The organism is Prevotella sp. oral taxon 317 str. F0108, from assembly GCF_000162415.1.
In the GTDB taxonomy this organism is placed as follows: Bacteria; Bacteroidota; Bacteroidia; order Bacteroidales; family Bacteroidaceae; genus Prevotella; species Prevotella conceptionensis.
This window is the reverse complement of record NZ_GG740072.1, coordinates 665218-687406: the sequence shown is the minus strand read 5'-3', so window position 1 is coordinate 687406 and position 22189 is coordinate 665218. Positions and strand designations below refer to the sequence as shown.

At 42.9% G+C, this 22189-nt stretch carries 21 protein-coding genes; 6 read left to right on the top strand and 15 right to left on the bottom strand.

The features are described 5' to 3' along the window. Positions 1–75: 75 nt before the first annotated feature. From HMPREF0670_RS16940 to HMPREF0670_RS02485, 6 genes are all read left to right on the top strand, one after another. Positions 76–318: a hypothetical protein gene (locus HMPREF0670_RS16940; RefSeq protein ID WP_009229584.1), complete on the top strand. Its 243-nt coding sequence runs from the start codon at positions 76–78 to the stop codon at positions 316–318. After that, positions 315–2024: a hypothetical protein gene (locus HMPREF0670_RS02500; RefSeq protein ID WP_009229583.1), complete on the top strand. Its 1710-nt coding sequence runs from the start codon at positions 315–317 to the stop codon at positions 2022–2024. Before HMPREF0670_RS16940 ends, HMPREF0670_RS02500 begins: the two co-directional genes overlap by 4 nt. A 96-nt stretch (positions 2025–2120) precedes the next feature. Next, positions 2121–3746 carry a major capsid protein gene (locus tag HMPREF0670_RS02495; protein WP_009229582.1) on the top strand — a complete coding sequence of 542 codons (1626 nt, stop codon included), beginning with the start codon at positions 2121–2123 and terminating at the stop codon, positions 3744–3746. A 17-nt stretch (positions 3747–3763) separates the two neighbouring features. Further along, on the top strand, positions 3764–4213 hold the full coding sequence (locus HMPREF0670_RS02490; protein WP_009229581.1) for a hypothetical protein: 450 nt from the start codon (positions 3764–3766) through the stop codon (positions 4211–4213). 44 nt (positions 4214–4257) lie between these two features. Further along, positions 4258–4380: a hypothetical protein gene (locus HMPREF0670_RS17420; RefSeq protein WP_255346255.1), complete on the top strand. Its 123-nt coding sequence runs from the start codon at positions 4258–4260 to the stop codon at positions 4378–4380. A gap of 60 nt (positions 4381–4440) precedes the next feature. Next, entirely contained in the window at positions 4441–5730 is a 1290-nt protein-coding gene (locus tag HMPREF0670_RS02485) for a hypothetical protein (protein WP_009229579.1), read from the top strand. Positions 5731–6810: 1080 nt separating this feature from the next. Here HMPREF0670_RS02485 and HMPREF0670_RS02480 read toward each other — a convergent pair. From HMPREF0670_RS02480 to HMPREF0670_RS02405, 15 genes are all read right to left on the bottom strand, one after another. Beyond that, entirely contained in the window at positions 6811–7245 is a 435-nt protein-coding gene (locus HMPREF0670_RS02480; RefSeq protein ID WP_044077628.1) for a Fur family transcriptional regulator, read from the bottom strand. Between the two features lie 12 nt (positions 7246–7257). Beyond that, positions 7258–8628 (bottom strand): histidine--tRNA ligase, encoded by a 1371-nt coding sequence (gene hisS, locus HMPREF0670_RS02475; RefSeq protein ID WP_009229577.1) that lies wholly within the window; start codon positions 8626–8628, stop codon positions 7258–7260. Next, a complete protein-coding gene (locus HMPREF0670_RS02470) occupies positions 8628–9905 on the bottom strand; it encodes an adenylosuccinate synthase (RefSeq protein WP_009229576.1) in 1278 nt (425 codons plus the stop codon). Before HMPREF0670_RS02470 ends, hisS begins: the two co-directional genes overlap by 1 nt. Before the next feature lie 37 nt (positions 9906–9942). Next, entirely contained in the window at positions 9943–10389 is a 447-nt protein-coding gene (locus HMPREF0670_RS02465) for a Fur family transcriptional regulator (RefSeq protein WP_044077627.1), read from the bottom strand. Positions 10390–10511: 122 nt separating this feature from the next. Further along, the gene (locus HMPREF0670_RS02460) at positions 10512–11126 is read right to left on the bottom strand and encodes a DNA alkylation repair protein (protein ID WP_044077626.1); all 615 of its coding nucleotides are present in this window, start codon (positions 11124–11126) and stop codon (positions 10512–10514) included. A 140-nt stretch (positions 11127–11266) separates the two neighbouring features. Next, positions 11267–13225 carry a dipeptidyl-peptidase 3 family protein gene (locus tag HMPREF0670_RS02455; RefSeq protein ID WP_044077625.1) on the bottom strand — a complete coding sequence of 653 codons (1959 nt, stop codon included), beginning with the start codon at positions 13223–13225 and terminating at the stop codon, positions 11267–11269. 68 nt (positions 13226–13293) lie between these two features. After that, positions 13294–13707: a helix-turn-helix domain-containing protein gene (locus HMPREF0670_RS02450; RefSeq protein ID WP_009229572.1), complete on the bottom strand. Its 414-nt coding sequence runs from the start codon at positions 13705–13707 to the stop codon at positions 13294–13296. A gap of 407 nt (positions 13708–14114) precedes the next feature. Beyond that, entirely contained in the window at positions 14115–16148 is a 2034-nt protein-coding gene (rho, locus tag HMPREF0670_RS02440; protein WP_009229571.1) for a transcription termination factor Rho, read from the bottom strand. A gap of 658 nt (positions 16149–16806) precedes the next feature. Beyond that, on the bottom strand, positions 16807–17940 hold the full coding sequence (locus HMPREF0670_RS02435; RefSeq protein WP_044077623.1) for a hypothetical protein: 1134 nt from the start codon (positions 17938–17940) through the stop codon (positions 16807–16809). 270 nt (positions 17941–18210) lie between these two features. Next, positions 18211–18480 carry a PqqD family protein gene (locus tag HMPREF0670_RS02430; RefSeq protein WP_009229569.1) on the bottom strand — a complete coding sequence of 90 codons (270 nt, stop codon included), beginning with the start codon at positions 18478–18480 and terminating at the stop codon, positions 18211–18213. A gap of 42 nt (positions 18481–18522) precedes the next feature. Continuing rightward, positions 18523–19008 (bottom strand): S24/S26 family peptidase, encoded by a 486-nt coding sequence (locus HMPREF0670_RS02425; RefSeq protein WP_009229568.1) that lies wholly within the window; start codon positions 19006–19008, stop codon positions 18523–18525. Next, positions 18984–19865: a hypothetical protein gene (locus tag HMPREF0670_RS02420; RefSeq protein ID WP_009229567.1), complete on the bottom strand. Its 882-nt coding sequence runs from the start codon at positions 19863–19865 to the stop codon at positions 18984–18986. The genes HMPREF0670_RS02425 and HMPREF0670_RS02420 overlap by 25 nt, the downstream gene beginning before the upstream one ends. Before the next feature lie 137 nt (positions 19866–20002). After that, positions 20003–20407: a hypothetical protein gene (locus HMPREF0670_RS02415; RefSeq protein WP_009229566.1), complete on the bottom strand. Its 405-nt coding sequence runs from the start codon at positions 20405–20407 to the stop codon at positions 20003–20005. Between the two features lie 96 nt (positions 20408–20503). Then, positions 20504–21367 (bottom strand): RNA polymerase sigma factor RpoD/SigA, encoded by an 864-nt coding sequence (locus HMPREF0670_RS02410; RefSeq protein ID WP_009229565.1) that lies wholly within the window; start codon positions 21365–21367, stop codon positions 20504–20506. 134 nt (positions 21368–21501) lie between these two features. Continuing rightward, a complete protein-coding gene (locus tag HMPREF0670_RS02405; protein WP_044077622.1) occupies positions 21502–21828 on the bottom strand; it encodes a hypothetical protein in 327 nt (108 codons plus the stop codon). Positions 21829–22189: the final 361 nt, after the last annotated feature.

Sequence of the window (22189 nt, the reverse complement as noted above, 5' to 3'; positions counted from 1 at the left end):
TGCTTGTTATTTATCATAATTGGCATTATGTTTATTTTTTATATCTTTGCTGTCAAACTATAATTCTATTGTATTATGCGACGTTTTCAGTATTACTCTTACCGCCTGTTTCTTAGGTATTTGCTTGAAAGTGATTTTGAGCTTATATCTATGCTGCCTACTTCTAATGGATTTGTTATATCCTATGATGATAGATATGTATCTGAACTTGACAAATTATTTGGCTCTTTAAAAACTCTTGTTGATTTTGAGGTTATTGAGTTTGTTGATGGTTCTACTTATGACCATAAAACTAGGATTGAATATCAAGTATTATGAGTTCTGACTTAAAAATATTCGGTAATTGTCTTTGTCCTGTTCATGTACATAACCGTTGGACCCGTGACGAGATGTTTGTGCCTTGTGGTAGGTGTGAGGCTTGTGTTAATGCTGCTGCCTCTAAACAATCTAAGCGTGTTCGTAATGAGATTATGCAACATAAGTATAGCGTTATGTTTACTCTCACATATAATAATGAGTTCATACCGCGTTGGGAGCGGTTTCTCGATAATAATGATTGTCCTCAACTTCGTCCTATTGGTCGTTGTGCAGAATTGTTCCCTTCGTGTCCTCTTAATTATTTTGATAAAGTAACTGGTAAATGGTCTATTGATTTAGATACCTTTTTGCCAAAGATTGAGAATGATGAGCATACGGAGGTTTTTGCATCCTGCTGTAAAAAGGACATTCAAAATTTTTTAAAGCGATTACGATTTAATATTTCTAAATTATATGGAAAAGCAGAGAGTAGAAAAATTAGGTATTACGTTGCCTCGGAGTATGGCCCTACGACCTTACGTCCGCACTATCACGGTATCATATTCTTCGATGATGCGTCTCTTCTCTCAGAGATTAGTTCTCTCATCGTTCGGTCGTGGGGTTTCCAACGACGTGTTGGAGGAAAGCGTAACAGTTTTATCTTTCAGCCGTTTGCGGATATATCCCTTACCCAACAGTATGTTAAACTTTGTGACCAAAACACCGCCTACTATGTTGCGGAATATGTGTCTGGCAACCTTGGTTTACCTCAAGTTTTGGCCTATAAGTCTACCCTACCGTTCCACCTCTGCTCTAAATCACCGGTTATCGGATGTTTCAAGGCAGATTATTGCGAAGTACTTGGACGTGTCCACCGAGGAGCTTATCGAGTTGGTAGAGAGGTCTTTGACGAAAAATCAGGACAGTTCATGCACTATGATATACCGCTTGACCGCGATTTATGCTCTTCCCTCTTCCGCAAGTGTCTTGGATTTAGCTCGCTTTCTTTTAATGAAAAACTACTCCGTTATAGTTTCTATGGACAACATTTTGCGGAATGGTATGAAAATGCAAACTTAGCTTTTATTGAATGGAAATATTCAACACGTTTATTTTCAGCCGATTTCGCGGATTTCTTGCGAAGTGAAAGAGGATGGAAATACCGTTCTTGGCTTGAGGTTAATTATAAGTATGATTACTATTATCTTGAAATGGATTGTGACCAAACTTGGTATTCATCACGTAATGCTTGGCGTGTTGTACGTGACTTCGATATGAATTGTTATCTACCTTGGAATGATTTGTATTATACTTATGTTCGATTGTTTGATAAGTTTGAAGTTATGCGTAATAGTGACCAGTTGATTGAGTTCTATAAGTTGTTTAATGATATTGTACATGAGTGTGGATTTCAGCAAGCTATGTTAGCTGCTTATCCTCTTATTAATGATGCTGTTCCAGTTCGTACTCGTGAAAAGCTTTTATCCGAATGTGGTATGATTTATAAAGAGGATGCTTATTTACGTTCTTTCTTTGATGAGGTTGCTTGGTTTGGTGATTTCTATAAGTTTGGCATTCTCGATTATGATAAGTTTTCTGCATATTCATTTTATCGCACTCAGTATTTTAAAAATTATCTAGCTCAACAACAATTAAGGTTACTTAAGCGCAATAAGTCTAAGAAACTCAAAAATACTTTTGTATTTGGTTCACGTCAAATTTCTTGATATGCGTAATATTATTTTATCGTTTTTTGTCGGTTATGGTGTAGGTTCTTTAATCTCTCACCTTTGTATATTGTTTTATTCTATAATCAAATTTTTATGAGTTTAAAAAAAGTTCCTCAAATTAAGCCATCGAGAGCTAATCGCCCTCGAAGTGCTTTTGATTTGTCGCAAAAGCATTTATACACAGCTCCTGCTGGTGCTCTTTTGCCTGTTTTGTCTGTGGATTTGATGTTTCATGACCACATCAGGATACAAGCTCAAGACTTTATGCGGACCATGCCTATGAATTCTGCTGCATTCATTTCAATGCGTGGTGTGTATGAGTTCTTTTTTGTCCCCTATTCTCAGCTTTGGCACCCGTATGACCAATTTATAACTAGCATGAACGACTATCGTTCTTCTGTTGTTTCTTCTGCTGCTGGTGATAAGGCTTTGGATTCAGTTCCCAATGTTAAATTGGCTGATATGTATAAGTTCGTTCGTGAACGTACTGATAAGGACATATTTGGTTATCCGCATTCTAATAACTCTTGTCGTCTTATGGATTTGCTTGGCTATGGTAAGCCTATCACATCTTCTAAGACCCCTGTTCCTCTTTTGTACACTGGTAATGTAAATCTTTTCCGCCTTTTGGCCTATAATAAGATATATTCGGATTATTACCGTAATACTACTTATGAAGGTGTTGATGTTTATTCTTTTAATATCGACCATAAGAAAGGTACTTTTGTACCGACTGCCGATGAGTTTAAGAAGTATCTTAACCTCCATTATCGTAACGCGCCTTTAGATTTTTATACTAATCTTAGGCCAACTCCGCTTTTTACGATAGGTTCGGATTCTTTTTCTTCTGTTCTTCAGCTTTCTGACCCTACTGGTTCTGCTGGTTTTTCTGCTGATGGTAATTCCGCTAAGCTTAATATGGCTTCTCCTGATGTACTTAATGTTTCTGCCATTCGTTCTGCTTTCGCCCTTGATAAGCTTTTATCTATTTCGATGCGTGCAGGTAAGACCTATGCGGAACAGATAGAGGCTCACTTTGGTGTGACTGTATCTGAAGGCCGTGATGGTCAAGTGTACTATCTTGGTGGCTTTGATAGTAATGTACAGGTTGGCGATGTCACTCAAACCAGTGGAACTACTAACCCTAATGTTTCTGAGGTCGGCAATGCTAAGTTAGCTGGTTATCTTGGTAAGATTACTGGTAAAGGTACTGGCTCTGGTTACGGTGAAATTCAATTTGATGCTAAAGAGCCAGGTGTCTTAATGTGTATATATAGTGTTGTTCCTGCTATGCAATACGATTGTATGCGTCTTGACCCCTTTGTTGCTAAGCAAACACGTGGTGATTATTTTATCCCTGAGTTTGAAAATTTGGGTATGCAGCCAATTGTTCCTGCTTTTGTTTCACTTAATCGTGCTAAGGATAATTCTTACGGTTGGCAGCCACGCTATTCAGAATATAAGACTGCCTTTGACATTAATCACGGTCAATTTGCCAACGGTGAGCCTCTTAGTTATTGGAGTATTGCTCGTGCTCGTGGTTCTGACACTTTAAATACGTTTAATGTGGCTGCTCTTAAGATTAATCCTCATTGGTTGGATAGTGTTTTTGCAGTCAATTATAATGGTACTGAAGTGACTGATTGCATGTTCGGTTATGCCCATTTCAATATTGAAAAGGTTTCGGACATGACTGAAGACGGTATGCCACGTGTTTAATTTTAATTGTGTTCATTATGGATATCATAGATTTTTATTATCCTCATTTGGATTCTGCTCAGAAGAAAATTCTTCTTTCTGAAACTTCTCCTAATACAGAACTTCCAGTTCTTAATGCAGAAATTTCTGAACTTCAGGAGGTTGTTTTTCCCACTGACCCGACAACTGGTTTGCCCATTAATCCAGTTACTAAGCTTTTGTCTGGTTCTATAACGCAGCTTGAGCGTGACCGTATTCTGTCCTTTATGCAGCCTATGCCTTCTAGTAAGCGTAATAATTTGTCTGATGATGATTTGATACGCATGCTACCTAGTCGATATAATTCGACACTTGTTGATATGGATGCTGTTCGTGATTGGTATGAAGAGAATATATTCCAGCCACTTCACGAGCAGGAACTGCAACAGCAGCAACAGCAGCAACAGCAGCAACAGCAGCAACAGACAGGCGGTCAACCAGTTGAATAGTGTTAGTTCAATTTAATTTTGTTTCATTTTTAATTCAGTTCATTATGAAAGTTTTTATTAAAATCTTGAAAGTGCTTGAAATTGCACTTCCTTTTCTTAAAACACTTGTTGAATCTCTTTCTAAGAAAGAAAAGAAAGATAATGAAGACCCTACCGCAAGTGTTTAGTCCTTTAGTTCATTAATTTGTCCGCTCATCGTAAGATGGGCGGACTTAAAACTATTAGTTATGTTTTTGTTTGTTTATGATTTGACTGGTTGGGTATCTGCTTATTCGATTCAGTTAGCTATAATTCCTGCGTTGATTGGTGCAGGTGCCGCAATTGTCGGTGGATTGCTTTCTCGTAGTGGTGCTAAAAAGGCTAATGAGCAAAATTATGATTTTCAACGTGAAATGTGGAATAAGCAAGTTGCTCAGCAGGATAAGGTTAATGCTCAACAGATGGCGTATCAAGATAAGGTAAATGCTGAAAATCGTGAGTGGTCTACTGAATCTAATGTGCGGCAACGTATTGAAGATGCAGGTTATAACCCTTATCTTTACAATGGTCAAGCCTCTGCTAATTCTACTGGTATGGCATCTAGTACTAATTTAGGTAATTCTATTACTCCAGGTTCTGTTACTGCCGTTAATGAGGAAGAAGGTTTATCAAATTCTTTGAATAGTGTTGGCTCGATTATGGCTCAAGGTGTGAAGACTGCTCAAGATGCTTATACTCTCTCTCGTGGTAAGGCTATTGATAAGCAGAATGATAAAGTATCAGGCATTAAAGGTGGTACTGAATCTGCTCAGGCTCAAGCTACATTACAAGCATCTCAGAACGAGGCCCGTATTAAGGCATCTACTGCCATATTACAAGATATGGAAGTGGCTATATTGCAAACGCAAGCGATGGACAAGAACGGCCAACCTATGGTTGATGAGTCTACTGGTAGGCCTGTTACCTTGGCTATGCAGCGTGAGCGCGGTCAACAACAAGAGGTTATGTATCGTGTTGAGAAGTTGAAAAGTGATATTCTTAATGGTGAAGTAGATTGGGAGAATACTTCTGTTGATACTTTGCTTAAGCGTTATCAGTTGGAAAAAACCAACCCTGAACAGTTGGCTATTCTTAGGCAAACATTCAGTAATTTGAAAGATACAAATCTTCAGATTAAGGCTGAAACGAAGGTTCTTTCTACCCAAGTTGGTTTGAATAATTCTCAGACGAGATTAAATATTCAAAATGTAGCTACGCAAAAACGTTATGCTAAGTTGTTAGGTCAACAAACTTTGACTGAGGAAGAAAAGACCTTATTTCAGAAACTTCAAAATCATTATGGTTCTGCTGAAAAAGTAGCTGAAATTGTTCAAAAGGCTCGCCCTCATAACTTTATTGAGTTCGCCAATTATCTTATAGATACTTGGCATGATGATTTGACAGGCCGACGTACTTCCTATGGTAAAATAGCTATTGATGTTGATAGCATTGCAAATAATTGGAAGAATAGGCGTAAAGGTATGGCATTTAAGAAGTAGCTAGTCTAGTTATCAACCCTATTGCTACTAATAATATCATTATAGTTATAATGCTTAATGCTATTCCTATTGCTATTTTGATTATTTCTTTCATCTTGTCTAGGTTTAGAATTTATGCAAATATAGTTTTTTCATTTTATATTTTTGTCAATAAGGATTAGAATTTAGTTTTGTTTAACGCTGTGTTGTGAAACGCGGCGTTATTTATTTCTGTTGCAGTTAACAAAAATTACGCGACACTATAAAAATCGAACCATTTTAATACATATTTTAACACAAAATATAAATATTGAACCATTTGTATATATTTATTAATATTTACTAGTAACTCTGCAACGAGCGCGCGCCGTGACGGACGGCGCGTAAGACACTCGCGCGAAATTTATGAGCGCAGTGCGAGGAACGAGCACCCTTATACACTCTCTTCAATGAGCGTTATCACGAACGAAGAGCCGAACGAAGTGAGGCGATGTAGTGAAGTGATAGCGAATTGTGGCCGTCGACGGGACGGCCTTAAGCTGAGCGTTAGCGAAGTGCATAGCGCTAGCGACCACACCAAACGGACTATCCGCAAAGCATACGTTATTGTTAGCAGAACCCTCCGTGTTCTGCCGTTACCTTGTTTATTATTGGCAAAACTGACAGCACATGTAGTTTTGCACTTACTTATGATTGTTTGTTTACTATTATCGTGCGCGCGTGACCTTTACGCGCGTGCGCGTAAAATAGTTTATGCTTTTTGCCCGCTTGCGGGCAAAAAGCCCCGAAAGAGTAGAGTAGAGTATATATAATCTATTATATCTCTGTATTTTATTCATTTATGTTTTACTTTTGGTTATAGTTTTTTTTGGGTAACATTATATTTTTGTTAAAAAGGTGGGTGGGATTTGAAATTTATGTTAAATATATTCGTTAAATTTAATTGACATAATTGGCATTATAGTTTTATAAAGCATTGGTTAGCAGGCGGTTTTCTATTAACCCATGGCTATTATGCAAATTATGAGCGATGCAACAGACTTATCCTTAATTATAATGATTGATTGTGGCAGGCTTTACCTGTAATCTACCTTTATAAGATTAGTTGCTATCCTGACCAGCTGTATTGTTCAAACATTTTTTGCAGATGCCGCGATAGTAAACTTGCGTTTCCAAGACTTGGTGTCCATCAATGTTCATTGCCTGTGGAAGTTCTGCAGACGTATCGTCGAAGATGTCGAAAACATGGCCACAATGGTTGCAATAAAAATGTTTGTGCGGACTAATGCAACCATCATAGCACACATGGTGCTCGTTGATGGTTATCATTTGCGCCAAATTCTTTTCGGCAAACATTCTTAATGTGTTGTAAACAGTGGTTCGGCTCAACGTTTTGATTTCGTTGCACAATCCTTGATACACCTCGTCTACTGTGGGATGTGTAAAATGTGTGAGCAAATAATTCATGATGGCGAGCCGTTGTGCAGACGGCCTAATGCCGTTTTCGAGCAACTTATGATAAACGTCCATCTCCATATCGCGGTGGTTTTAAGGGTTCTTTGACGTGATTTTGGCAATAAGTTCTTCGGCCGAAACCAGCTGTTGGTCGCCCGTGAGCATGTTTTTGAGCGTAACTTTGCCTTGACTTATCTCGCTTTCGCCAGCTAAAACCACAAAAGGAATGCCCTTGGCGTTGGCATAGGCCATTTGCTTTTTCATCTTGGCACAATCAGGATAAAGCTCAACTGATATGCCTGCGGCACGCACTTGGCTGGCTATCGGCAAGCAATAGTCGGATTCGGTCTCGCCAAAGTTGATGAATAGCACCTCCGTACCCTGCGTTGCGTTCTGCGGATAAAGGTCTAGCGTGTTCAACACATCGTAAATTCGGTCGGCTCCAAAGCTGATACCCACGCCACTAAGCCCAGGCATGCCGAATATTCCAGTGAGATTGTCGTATCGTCCACCACCTGTTATACTTCCAATAGCCACGTCTTTGGCCTTCACCTCGAAGATGGCACCCGTGTAATAGTTCAGTCCGCGTGCCAAAGTAAGGTCTAGTTGCAATTCGTTTTTCAGCCCAACAGCCGCGATCTTCTCCAAAATAAAACGCGTTTCCTCTACCCCCTTCACGCCAATTTCTGATGTGGCGATGGTTTGGGCAATGGTTTCGAGTTTCTCGACGTTGGTTCCCGACATGGTTAGTATGGGTTGTAGCTTGTCAACAGCATCTTGGCTGATTCCATTGGCCAACATCTCGGCGTTCACAGCCTCAACACCAATCTTGTCGAGCTTGTCTATTGCCACGGTGATATCGACGATTTTGTCGGGTTGCCCGATATACTCGGCAATACCGGCAAGTATCTTTCTGTTGTTCAGTTTTATCTGAACGTTGATGCCGAACTTGGTGAATACCGTGTCAATGATTTGCACCAGTTCCACTTCGTTAAGCAAAGAATCAGACCCAACAACATCGGCGTCGCATTGATAAAACTCCCTATACCTACCCTTCTGTGGGCGGTCGGCTCTCCATACGGGCTGAATTTGATAGCGCTTGAACGGCATTTGCAGTTCATCGCGATGCATTACCACATAGCGAGCAAAGGGAACAGTGAGGTCGTAGCGCAATCCCTTCTCGCAAATCTTGGCTGCCAGTTTCAATACATTGTCGCTTACGAACTCCTCGGCAGGCACTTTGCCGATGAAATCGCCCGAATTAAGGATTTTGAACAATAGCTTATCCCCTTCTTCACCATATTTCCCCATGAGCGTTTGCAGCGTTTCCATGGAGGGTGTTTCTATTTGTTGATAGCCATAAAGGGCGTAAACATCCTTAATGGTGTCGAAAATATAGTTCCGTTTGGCCATTTCGGCCGGTGAAAAGTCTCTTGTTCCTTTGGGTATGGATGGTTTGTTCATTACTTTTTCCTAACGATGGTTTGACTTCTATCTGGTCCGATAGAGATTATTTTGATGGGTGTTTGCAGTTGTTTCTCCAAGAAATCAATGTAATTTTTGAATGCTTGGGGGAACTGTTCCTCGCTGGTAAACTGCGTCATGTCGGTTTGCCAGCCTTTCAGTTCTTCGTAAACGGGCGTTATTCCGTGTTCGATGTCGAATGGGAAATGGTCAATTCGTTGGCCGTCCTTTTCGTAAGCCACGCACGCCTTAATGGTTTCGAATGTGTCTAGCACGTCGCTTTTCATCATGATGAGTTGAGTTACGCCATTTATCATAATCGAATAGCGCAGCGCAACGAGGTCAATCCAACCGCATCTACGTTCTCTACCCGTCACCGCACCATACTCGTGACCCAGGTCGCGCAGCTTTTTCCCCGTTTCATCGAATAGTTCTGTGGGGAATGGACCTGCTCCAACGCGCGTACAATAGGCTTTCATGATACCATAAACATCACCAATCTTATTAGGACCAATGCCCAAACCGGCGCATGCGCCTGCCGTAATGGTGTTCGAAGAGGTTACATATGGATAGCTACCAAAGTCAACATCGAGCATAGTTCCTTGTGCGCCTTCGCAAAGAATTGCCTTCCCATCGTTTAAAAGGCTGTTAAGTTCAAACTCGCTGTCAATGATATTGAACTGTCGCATATATTCAATGCCCTCCATCCAAGTCTTTTCCACTTCGCTAATGTCGAAGTCCGTATAGTTCATACTGCGCAGAATGTTGAGGTGTCGCTCTTTATGTTGTGCGTATTTTTCTTCAAATCCTTCGAAGATGTCACCCACACGCAATCCCGAACGCGATACTTTATCGGTATAAGTCGGCCCAATTCCCTTGCCAGTGGTACCCACTTTCTTGTCGCCTTTCAGTGTTTCGTAGGCAGCATCCAACACACGATGGGTTGGCATGATAAGGTGTGCACGCTTAGATATGTGCAGACATTTCTTCAAGTCGTGCCCACTTTTCTCCAAATCCTTTGCCTCGGCCATGAACAAATCGGGTGCAAGCACCACGCCATTGCCGATAATGTTTGTTTTTCCGCCTTGGAAAATGCCAGAAGGAATGCTCCGCAAGACGAACTTTTGACCGTTAAACTCTAACGTATGACCTGCGTTGGGACCGCCTTGAAAGCGTGCAACGACATCATATTGTGGCGTTAGCACGTCCACAACCTTACCTTTGCCCTCGTCGCCCCACTGTAATCCCAGAAGAACGTCTACTTTTCCTGTCTTCATATATTATAATATGTGTATTGTTAATTTCCAGCAAACTTCACTTTATTTTCTTTTGGCATGCACTGCATACGCCATAAAGATAAAGCGCGAAACCATCGCTGCAGAAGCCTTTGAGCCGCACTTGCTCTAGCGTGGTTGTTATCTCTGGCAGGTTCACCTCTGTCACCGCACCGCACATTGTGCATACCTGGTGGCAATGATTGTCGTTCTTTGTGCGTGCTTCGTACTTGGTGCCATCTGTCAGTCTGTGCCTAACCACAAGCCTTAACTTGATGAACAGCCGCAGCGTATTATATAATGTGGCCCTGCTAACCTTGAAGTTTTCGTTCTTTATGTACTCGCTTAGCTGGTCGAGTGAGAAATGTCCCTTTATGCTAAACACCGCATCGAGAATGGCGTAACGCTCAGGCGTCCGCCTATAATTGTTCGTTTCCAGATATTGGTCGAGAATTTTTCGAGCCTGCTTTTTGCTGTCTTGTTTCATTTTCATTTCTTTGTCAGCCCTACAAAGTTACTATAAATATCCGAAAAGCGCGCGCTTCATCGCAAAAATGTAGCTTTGCGACGGCTCTGGTTGTGCAAGGGCGGCCGGTGTTTCTTACATCGTCAAGGTGCTTGCAAGCGCGCCAACAGTTCGTCAACCCGTTTTTCGTAGCTATCACCCAGCATAGCTAGCTTTTGCAAACTAGCACTAGCAGCATGTCTTACGCCGAGGTTATCGCTTTGCAAAGCAACGCTAACCTGGTCGAGATATTCGTCTAAGCCACGCTCATTGGGTTCGCAGCCTTTCATAAAAAGGCGCGCCAAAAGCTGATAGGCGCATATCTGCCTATCCATTCGGTCGCCCGCCATCCACTGATAGGCCAATGCAGGCGCGAAATCAACATGTTGCAGCAAGTTGAAGGCCAGCATCTCGGCCATTTCTTGTTGCAAAGGCTGCTCCGTCCACACGTCAGCCAGTTCGGGCGACATGCGTTCGGGCGGCATAATCAAGGTGGCCATAATCTTACATTCGCGTATGTTCTCTTTCCAAAGCTCAATGGCCAGTTCGTAGTTGGGCGCGTATGGTGCGGCCATTTTACGCAGTTCGTGGAACGGAACTCCCCAATTAATTTTATATCCTATGCCTTTTTGAGCCATAGAACGCGAGGTTGTGCCGTCCATAAAGAGCCGAAACGATTGCTTTATCGCCATCAGCTTGCTATGTGTATCTTCGTTCATTGCTAATCTCAAATTATTATGTTGAAGAGCCTGGGGAGAAGTCTTGTTATCCAGATTGAGCCATTATCGAACTCAAAATAATAAACTCCACTCCCCTACCCTTTGTGTTTGTTAAATTGGTTTTCTTTCTTTTCGCCTTTTTAAACAAGGAAACCGAACTCGCTAGAATAACGTAACATTTGTGCGTCGTAAGCTTCCGAGTAATCTACTTCTACGTCCATAATCTCGCCCTCACTATTCAGTATGGGCTTATATACGGGATTGATAAAGCCCTTATAAGGCGCAATGTCTAGTTTGGCAAAACGTTCCAGCACTTCGGCATGTAGTTCACCGTCTACCTTAACGGCATAATTCTCAACCAGATTGCGAGCTGCATTAAAGTCGCCCTCACTCTTAATGCGTTGCACCTCGGCCAAAAGTTCGCCGAACAAACGGTGCAATTGTTCATAGTTGTTTATCTGAACGTATGTCTTGCCGTTGCGTTTTACCAACTCAACAGCGCCTTTTCCATGTTCAAGAGTCCAATGAGCAATGAGCGCTCTGTTGCGCATGTGTGCCTCCTCGATGTCCTTTCCGCGTTCAATTCGGGTCAATTGGGTCATCAGCCCGTTCATCATATACGTATAATATTGTGAGCGGAAGGCGTTTTTATCTGGCAACAAACCCAACTCTTGCAGCTTATCGTCGGCCATGTAATACAAGCCAAAGAGGTCGGCGCGCGCCTCTTCGATGGTGTTTCCGTAGGCCTTCAGTGCATCAGGACTAACGCCGGGCAGCAATTTACCACTGCCATGCCCCAAACATTCGTGCAAGTCGGTGTGCAGTTCATCGCAAATGTCGCCGTAACGAGACACTATGTCCAGTGTTTCTTTGTCAATAACAAACTCTTCTTTAAAGCCGTTGCCCTTCGCTGCCTTGTTGTACGCGTCGGTAATGTTGCTTATTGTTACACTTTTCGACCCATGTTGCGCCCTAATCCAGTCGGCGTTAGGCAAGTTAATGCCGATTGCCGTAGAGGGATATTCGTCTCCACCGAGCATTGCCGCACACACAACGTTGGCTGTAACGCCACGCACTTCGGCCTTTTTAAATCGCGAGTCGACGGGCGAATGGTCTTCAAACCATTGCGCATTGTCACTAATAAGGCGTGTTCGGCGCGTTGCCTCTAAGTCCTTATATTCAACAATGCCCTCCCACGAAGCCTTAATGCCCAGCGGATCGCCATAAACTTCGATAAATCCGTTGATAAAATCCACGTTGCCTGCTTGCTCTTTGAGCCATTCAATCGAATATTCGTCAAACAAATGCAGGTCGCCTGTACGATAATACTTTATTAATAAGTCGATAACGCGTTGCTGTTGTTGGTTTTCAGCAACGCTTTTCGCCTTATCCAACCAATATATGATTTGGCGAATGGCCTCGCCATACTCGCCATTTTCTTTCCAAACCTTTTCTTCCAATCCACTATCATCTTTTACAAGCTTTGTGTTCAAGCCCCATGAAGGCGAGTTGTCGCCTGCTGCGGCCTTCTTCTCGTTGTAGAAATCCTCCACTTCCTGTTGACTTACACCTTCATAATAGTTGCAAGCCGAAGTCTTCACCAAGTCCACGCCATCGGCTTTATTCACTCTTTTGGGTAATATCTTTGGGTTGAACATCACTGGACATAGTTCATCGCACAATTCCTCGACAGAGTTATAACCTGTCATCGGCAACTTATCTATTGGCATCTGCCTAACGGCAGCGCGAAAGAAAGCCTCCGAGAAGTCGGGTTGTATCTTGTCGTTGGCATAATGGTGATAGATACCATTAGAAAACCATACACGCTTCAAGTACAAAGCCAACTTATCGTAGTTATCCTTGTCTGCATTTGCATCGAGTCCCGTATAGAGCGCTTCCAGTGTTTTCCTTATACGAAGGTTGTATTTTCCAAACTGGTCTGTGGTAATGTCCCTACCGCACAGCGTGGCTTGCGATAGATAATATATGTATTTCTTCTGTTGAAGCGAAAGTTTTTCAAATTGTGGTAGCCTGTAACGAAGCATCTGCAAGTCGGCAAATCGTTCGTCGGCATAGTTAAATGTGCCTGTTTCTTTCATGATTATTACTTTCTTTGTGTGCAAAAAAATTATCTCCACGCATTTGCTTTGCGTGGAGATAAAATTGTTTACCTGTCATTTTCGGGGGATATTCGATATTCCCTTGGTGTCATTCCAGTGAACCTCTTAAACGAAGTATAGAACGACTGACGTGTAGAGAACCCCACTGCATCCGATACATCCTCAATGGTGAGGTGAGCCTTACGCTTGTCTTTCAACAGTTTCATGGCTTCCTGTATGCGGAACTTGTTAACGAAGGACGTATAGTTGGTATTGAACTGCCTGTTAATAACAGTCGAGATATACCTCGTATTCGTTCCTAAATCCTTTGCAAGTTGTTTTGCAGAGTAAGTTTTGTCCTTGTACTTTTGATTTACAGAAATCTCCTGACAAATGTTCTTTGCCAACGTACCCATCAATTGGGGATTGATGAAGATTTGCGAATCTCTCTTTTTACCTTTTGTTTCTACTAACTGTACCATACTATAAAAACTAAATGCCTACTGATGGTGCAAATATAATCATTATTTTATTAATACAACAAGAATGTTACTTTTTTTTGATGTTTTGTTTTTAAAATTGCTCTTATTGGCCAATTTTTATGTGTTATTTGCTAAATCAAGATGGCTTTTTTATTCTTTTGCGATGTTTGGCCTTGTTTACAGATGGGGTTCATCTATGTTGACACGCCCCACTCCATTTCCTTTCAAAAACCACGAACTTATTATTATTTGGCGAAAATTTTACGAAAAAACTCTGTAAGAAAGGCCTTTTTCTTTATCTTACCTAACGTAGGGGCACTGAGTTGCGCCAATTGTAGGTGAGTAAATTCGCAATTTTATTTTTCGTCTTTCGTCACAATTGAGCGAGGCTCGCGCCCCACTCCACATCAAGCATTCATTGATAGCAAGAACTCGTCGTTGTCTTTGGTAACGTTTAAGCGGTCGTGAATAGAATTCATGGCCTCTATCGGGTTCATGTCTGATATGTACTTGCGCAACACCCACATCCTGTCGAGGGTTGTTCTGTCTTGCAAGAGGTCGTCGCGGCGTGTACTTGAAGCAACAAGGTTCACGGCGGGGAATATTCGCTTGTTGCTTAGCGAGCGGTCGAGTTGCAATTCCATGTTGCCTGTACCCTTAAACTCTTCGAATATCACTTCGTCCATCTTGCTACCCGTGTCGATAAGTGCCGTGGCGATGATGGTAAGCGAACCACCATTTTCCACATTTCTAGCTGCACCGAAAAAGCGTTTGGGCTTTTGAAGGGCGTTTGCATCCACACCACCTGTTAGTACCTTACCACTTGCAGGACTGACGGTGTTGTATGCTCTGGCCAGACGTGTGATAGAGTCGAGGAAGATAACTACATCATGTCCCGACTCAACCAAGCGCTTAGCTTTTTCAAGTACGATGCCAGCAATCTTCACGTGGCGTTCTGCCGGTTCGTCAAATGTAGAGGCAATAACCTCTGCGTTCACCGTTCTAGCCATGTCCGTAACTTCTTCAGGGCGCTCGTCAATGAGCAGCATCATAAGATATGCCTCTGGATGATTGGCTGCAATGGCGTTGGCGATGTTCTTCATCAAGATGGTTTTACCCGTCTTGGGTTGCGCCACGATAAGTGCACGTTGTCCTTTTCCTATGGGCGAGAACAAGTCTACGATGCGTGTCGAAAGGTTTGTCGTGGCAGGATTACCACAAAGATTGAACTTTTCGTCGGGGAATAGCGGCGTAAGATGCTCGAAAGGAACGCGATCGCGAATTTCATCTGGCACCCTACCGTTAATCATGTCGATGCTTGTCAGTGGGAAATACTTCTCTCCTTCGCGCGGCGGACGTACTCTACTCTGTACCACATCGCCAGTTTTCAAGCCATATTTCTTCACTTGCTGTGTCGAAACATATACATCGTCGGGCGAAGAAAGATAGTTGTAATCGCTCGACCGCAAGAAACCATAGCCGTCGGGCATGATTTCAAGTACGCCGTCTGCCGTTATCAAGTCAGAGAAATCGTAAGCAGGCGGTGCTGGTTGCATTGGCTCCGGCTGCTGATAGCCAGCATTAGGCATCCCATTGGTGGGATTGTCGAACATGTCGTAGTTGGGCAACGCACCTTGATCTTCGATTGGCAAGTCAACAACAGTGATGAAATCTGTTCCATCCCCCGGGTCTCCTTCCCAACATCCTTCCCTTATTGGGTCGGGCCTATCGTTTGGTCCCTCATTGCGAGCATTTATTTTGGCTTGCAATTGTGCCAACAATCCACTGTCGGGAGCATCTTGGTTTTCTCCCATGTCGGTAGCCTCTGGCAAGAAACTGGCCTCAGGCACTGGCACTTCGTTTGTGGGCTCCGTCTCCGCTTGTTCGTCAATAATCTCCTGCGATTCGGCTTTTATATGGTCGTCGGGTTCGGCTTGAGTATTTTCGTCAGGCTCGGCAGCCACCTGTTCAGGCGCGCTCTCCTCCCCGTCTTCTTCCTTCTGTCGTTCTTCGGCCTCCTGTGCCAGACGTTCTGCTTCGGCAGCGGCTTCAGCCTCTTTTTCCTTCTTCGATTTTCTTCCCCTTTTCTTGGGCTTAGCGGGTTCTTCACTTTCTTGGGCCTGCGTTTCAGTTGCAGTCTCCTCCGCTTCTTTAAACAAAGATGGTTGTTCGCTAGATGTTACCTTGTTGTTTTTCACATCAAAGTTCTCTCCGTCTTTCCCTTTTACCGAATATACTCTATCTGTGTCTTTCTTAACAATTCTCGTTCTTTTTTTCTTTTGACCCAAGGGATTCTTCGTTCCCTCGTCAATAGCCTGCTTGTCTAGTATCGAATACACCATTTCTTCAAGGTTGTCACCATCGTATTCGGCACCAAGTGTTTTTGCAATGTCCTCCAATTCAGACATTTTTTTTGATAATAGTTCTTCTTTGCTATACATATCTGTATATCTTAATGCAATAAGTTGTTGATTGTAATAAAAGCGTTTCAAGAATAGAAACGCTTCGAAATTCAGTGCAAAATTACTGGAAATAAATCATTCCACAAGCGTTTTTTGCGAAAAAGTTGTGTTGTTAATATATTTTAAGTCGAAAATGGGCTTTTGAATGCATTTTTGCAGGTGCTTGACAACGAAGTCGTCCTCACTTTTAATATCTTTACTAAACTTTCGCAAGTGCTGAATCATAAGCATACATTAACGTAAGAAATAAGAAAAGGCTCTTAGAACTGCACAACTCACTGAAAAAGAGTATCTTTATATATAAAAGATAAAGAACCAAATTCAAAAGCCATGCGCAAGGAAACAACAATATTATCATACAGCTATTTGAATGGGATTTATCTAACACTGCTAGCAAGGATGGCATATTTGCTAGTAAGAACTCACATTAACCTTGTGGCCAGGCTTTTTTGATAAGGGAGGCTATGCGTCATGGAGTTTTGGTAAACACCAATAAGACATTACGTCCAAATGGCTTTACCATTTTTGACGTAATGCCTTAACCTTGCATGTTATGAGCAGCATCTGCTGTTTACAAACGAGCTATACTTGTATTCAACAATTCGTTTTACAATAGACATCCTTTGCGCAAAGCCCTTTACAAACGCACTATACTTGTATTCAACAGCCCATCGCTAAGGGTATGTAATCTTAGGTGGTATGCGCCACGACTATGGTCAATGCTCATTAGTCGTTGCGGTTCGAGTGGCGATGGCGATAAAGATAAGGCTACATGCCCCATTGTGCGGCGCAAATTGATTTCCACACAAGGATGAATGGCCAAGTTGTTCGTCCCTTCTTGCTTAACAAGCATCATGTCTATGCCCAATGGCCCAACATACTTGTTTAACAACAAAGCCGATAGCATTGTTGTTATCGTCTCGGAAACAGCTTTCAGTATCGAAACGTCTATATACTGCGAGAGGTACTCTAATTTCGTGTCTTCGGTAGCAAGCAAACTGCCCGTGTATGTGCGTTTAGACGTCTTGAAGATAGACAAGCCCAGATAGTCTATACTGCCGTCGGCATTGGCATTAAACTCCATGCCGAAGTCGCGTATCTTATTATAATAGGGCTCGAAAGTTATGCAACCTTGTTTTTCGATGGTGTTGGCGCACCATCCCTCGGTGGAAGGGTCGGGCTTATTCTCAATATAACGTATGCCCCTGCCACTACTACTCCACGGTGCCTTTACCACCACAAGGGCATTTTCTTGCAAGAGCGTGTGCAATTGAGCCATTGATTGTACCACAAAAGAAGTGCCAATAAACTTGCTGGGGTAAAGGTTGTTTAATCTGGATACCAGTTCGGGCAATATATTTTGCGACATCCATTGTCGCGAGCTGATGGTCCTTACATCTTCCAACCACCTGTCCGCGGGCAGAACATCTTCGCTAACGCCAATGCCAGCAAACAAATCTTTTACGTTTTTGTCCCATCCCCAAGGGGCAATATCCAGTTGGTTGGACGTAATTGTGCCGCTGGCAAGCACCCTTTGCAGCGTGTTGCGGTCTACAAGTTGCACGCCTTTGGTTCTTCCCTTTATGTGTCGAAGACGTTCGTATGCTGCCTCTGCATCGGCAACAAGCACCAAGTCGCCAGCTTTCGCCCATAGTGCAGGTAGAAATCCCAAGTCGGCGTACAGGTCGCGAGCTGCTTTGGGAGGGGTGAAATGGTCGTTGCCAGCAGCCAACACCAAGTCGTGATCGGGGTTGAAGATATGTAGTGTCATCGTTGTTACTTGATTTATACTGCAAAGATACGATAAAATCGGGTAAAGAGAACATGGGGCGAACGATAAAACCATTATGCAATGGTGTTGAATGAAGACGTAACATAACCCCTTCGAGCCGTGTCTAGATTATCTGGACACGGCTCGGAAGGGGCTACGAAGGCCACAAAAAGGCCTTTACCATAGGCATGTCGGCGCCATGTGCTGGTAAAGTGTATGGCTTAATCCAGTATGGGGCTATGCCTGAAATGGCTGGGCAATTATGTCAAGTTATTGCTCGATAATGCCTGCCTCTTCCCACTTAACGATGAGTTCGAGGCAATCGTTAAAGGCAACATTGTATTGCACGTCGTATTGTTCTGTCAGCAGCTTGGCCAAAGTGTCGGCCGTAAATTCTTTGCCTTCAACCGCTTCCCAAAGGTAAGCCGACGTTTCGTTCATGCTGATAATCTTGCTGAAATCGATGTTCTCTTTGCCTTCGGCCACAATAACTTGCTCACCACAGATGGAGCGCAATTTAAATCCTACTTTCTTTTTCATAAATGTATGTATGTTATGAATGCGTTACTTTCGTGTTGTGGTTTAAATAGGTCCGAACAAGCGCATCCAAATTTTTGTGTAAAAAGCCAACAAGTATCTGCGTAACGGAAACAAGCCTGTCCATAAGGCTGAATATACACGCCATTTAACACTGTTGGTCTTATCTAATGTTTGTCTTCCTTTTCGGTAAAAGCCCAAAACAAAACCCCTTACATCGGCTCGTTTGCATTGTTCGATGGCTAGGTTGCCGTCTCCGCGCAGGGTTATGTCGTCGCCATCAATTTTGATTATGCGGTGAAGAACAAACACCCCAGGGGAGATTTCTGCCAGTACGGCATCGCCTTTTTGTATTGTTGTGGGCTTGCTTAGCAGGGCCTTATCGCGATTATGCTCTAGAAAAGGTCGCATACTATATCCCTTTAACCCAATTGTTACCGTGTGTCCTTCTTCTAAGAATTTGGCCACTTGGGGTAGGAAAAGGGCATTTTCAAACTGCAATTCTCTTATTTCGCTATGGTTTGTTGGCATAACAAGGCTGCATCTTTGTTGGGCAGGCAGTGAATGGTGTAAATGCCCGTTGTCTCTATAATCTTTGTTATGGTGTCGCACGTGTTGTTAAACACCTCTTTATCCCATTTCATCGTAGAACACGAGGGCAGCAATGAGGCAAAAGCCTCGATGGGTCTAAGCCGTTCTACGCTGTTAACCTTTGCGCGGTCGATGCGCGAAATGGCTCCCAGTTCGGCTTTCACGTTGCGATAGCAGGGTGTCTTGCCGCTCCAAGGACTACCATAGATGTAGGGTTTGCCATCAATGACGCGTACAATAGGGTTGTCGTCGTTCATTAAATCGCAGTTGGGAATGTAACGTAGCCAAAGACTAACATGCGTACTTTTACCTGTTCCGCTCTTGGCTGTGAAGGCATACCCGCGGTTTTCGTGCCTCACGAGCGAGGCATGGATAAGTAAAGTTTGCCTAAACGACCCTGCAAAAGCGTAGGTAAGCATCAGCGCATTGTTCAAACCGAAGTAGCGCATGGAATAGTTGCCTTCCAATTTGCAGCGACAAAGCGAAAAGTCTTTGTTGGTATGGAGCAAACAACAGAGCTTGCCTTGCAGGTTGCGGATGTGAAATTGATACCCCCCCGAGGGCAAAATGTCTACGAGGGTCATGCCGTTACCGGTGTCTATATCCCTTATCAGTTCGGTATCTTCTGGCGAAAAAGGCTCCAAGTCGTTGGTTACGATGAGTTGCAAAAGCAGGTCTTTGGGTGTACTTTCAACTCTGAAAGGCTCTAACGACTGTATGAGCGACCCGTCTATTGGCGTCGCGTCCTCGAAAACGACGCTAATATCGTGTTCGGCGATGTTAAAATAATGAGTCATCAATGATGTTGTTCTCCGTGTGAGTACGTTTCTGTGCGATTGGCAGAAAAGGTGACACGGCCTTAAGAGGCATGGTTGCCACCCCTTGTCTTTGTGCCGCTCACCCATGTTTGGCGGCTTATGCTGCCTAGCTATCCTTACTTTTCGGGCACAATGGCGTCGTATTTAAACTCTGATTCTTTGAGATAGCGTACGTTGGCATCACCCCTTGCTGCGCTTTTCTTCAATAGAGTGGCGTACTTTTTCTCGGCTTTCTTGCGCGAAAAGGCAAAGCAAGTGATACAGGTGGCATTGGCAAAGCCTTGCGATTGAAGGTAGTCGCGTAGTTGGTAAGAGTAGTTCTCGCGACTATACAAGAACTTCCCTTTGTCGTTAATCCAAGCGTCGACCTCTTGAACATCGGTGAAATAGGCCGTGGAATCATTGAATGATGCTGCCATCCCAAACATGTACACCTTGGTTTGAACTAATTTAGCCGAGGCAGTTGCGCCTACGGCAAGCAAAATCATTGCTACTAAAACGTATCTTTTAAATTGTATCATCTCCTTATTATATGGCGAAAATCCGCCTTTACTCTTCATTTTGCTCAGCAACAAGGGCCTTCTCTCCAAGTGCTGTATCGCTTGTACACCCATTTTTTACTGCCCAAGATAGGTTTTGAGCATCTTGTTTTTGGTGTTGTTTCTTAATCTTCTTATGGCTTTCTCCTTTATCTGCCTTACCCTTTCGCGGGTTAAGCCATACTTGTCGCCAATCTCTTCGAGCGTCATTTCCATTTGGTTGATACCGAAGAAGGCCTCGATAACATTGCGTTCGCGCTCGTTGAGGTACTGCAACGCATCTGCAATTTCAGCACGCAGCGACTCTTTCACCAGTTCGTTATCCACCGTTGGCGTGTCGGTATTGGCTAGCAAGTCTAGCAAACTGTTGTCTTCGCCGTCCACAAAAGGTGCGTCCACCGAGATATGTCGGCCAGTAACCTTGATGGCATCTTCAATCTTGTCTTCGGGCAAGTCGGTTTTTTCGGCTATTTCGTTGATGCTTGGCCTACGTTCGTTCTCTTGTTCGAACTTGCTAAGTATCTTGTTGATTTTGTTTACCGACCCAACTTGGTTTAATGGCAAGCGAACAATGCGGCTTTGCTCGGCAATGGCCTGCAAGATGCTTTGCCTAATCCACCACACAGCATACGAAATGAATTTGAAACCGCGAGTTTCGTCGAATTTTTCGGCAGCCTTTATCAAGCCAACATTGCCCTCGTTGATGAGGTCTTGCAGACTTAGCCCTTGGTTTTGGTACTGTTTGGCAACAGACACAACAAACCGCAAGTTGGCTTTGGTTAACTTCTCCAAGGCTTTTCTGTCGCCTTTTTTGATGCGTTGTGCCAATTCAACTTCCTCTTCCACAGAAATTAGTTCCTCGTGGCCTATCTCCTGTAGGTATTTGTCCAGCGAGTCACTCTCCCTGTTCGTTATCGATTTCGTGATTTTCAGCTGTCTCATTAAGCGTTACTTTTATGCTTGAATGCAAATTTAACGACTTTAAAGCACATTCCCAAATGTTTTTACTTTTTTTTATTTAATACGATACTTCTTCGTTTGTGCCCCAACATGCTATTTTGAGGTCGTCATGACTTTTACTTAATTTCCCGATATCCATCTTCCCATTGTTTTGTATCGGAATAGTATGTCCTATTATAATCTATAGACATCATAAATGAAACAGTATAACTAGTATCATTTCTTATATCATAATAAAGTGCATTTGAATTCTCCTCTTCTAGAATACCTATTTCATTTAAATCTTTGGGTAAGCGGTGATTTTCCTTTCTAAAAAGCTCTATTTTTTCTACGATGTCTTCTCCCCTTTGAGTTAAGTTTTTCTCCCTTTTACTTGTTATAAAGAAGAATAAAAGCATCGCTAGTATAACTACACTAAGTATTATATATTTTATTATAGTCATGATTATGGATTTTTTCGTGAATACTGGCTAAGGAGGGGCTTGAGGTAAACAAGCAATCTGCCTATGGTTTTCTCATCTCTTGTCTGTTTTATCAGTCTAAATTGGCTGACCCTGACATTCAATTACATTGGATACAGTTCCTATCAACCGCTGTTTGAGGAAATTGCTCCATCTTTCTTGCAACAGCTTTTGCGCCTTTTGAACATTTTGGGCTATAACGCAGTTCAGCTTCTATATATTGTCTACGAGGCCATCTTTATGTTGCGTTTACCTGATGTTGTTCCTTTTGGCCATGGACAGCATGCCTTGCTACCGCGCACAATGGCGGTCGTAAGCGTACATGCTTTGTATGGCTTGCCCA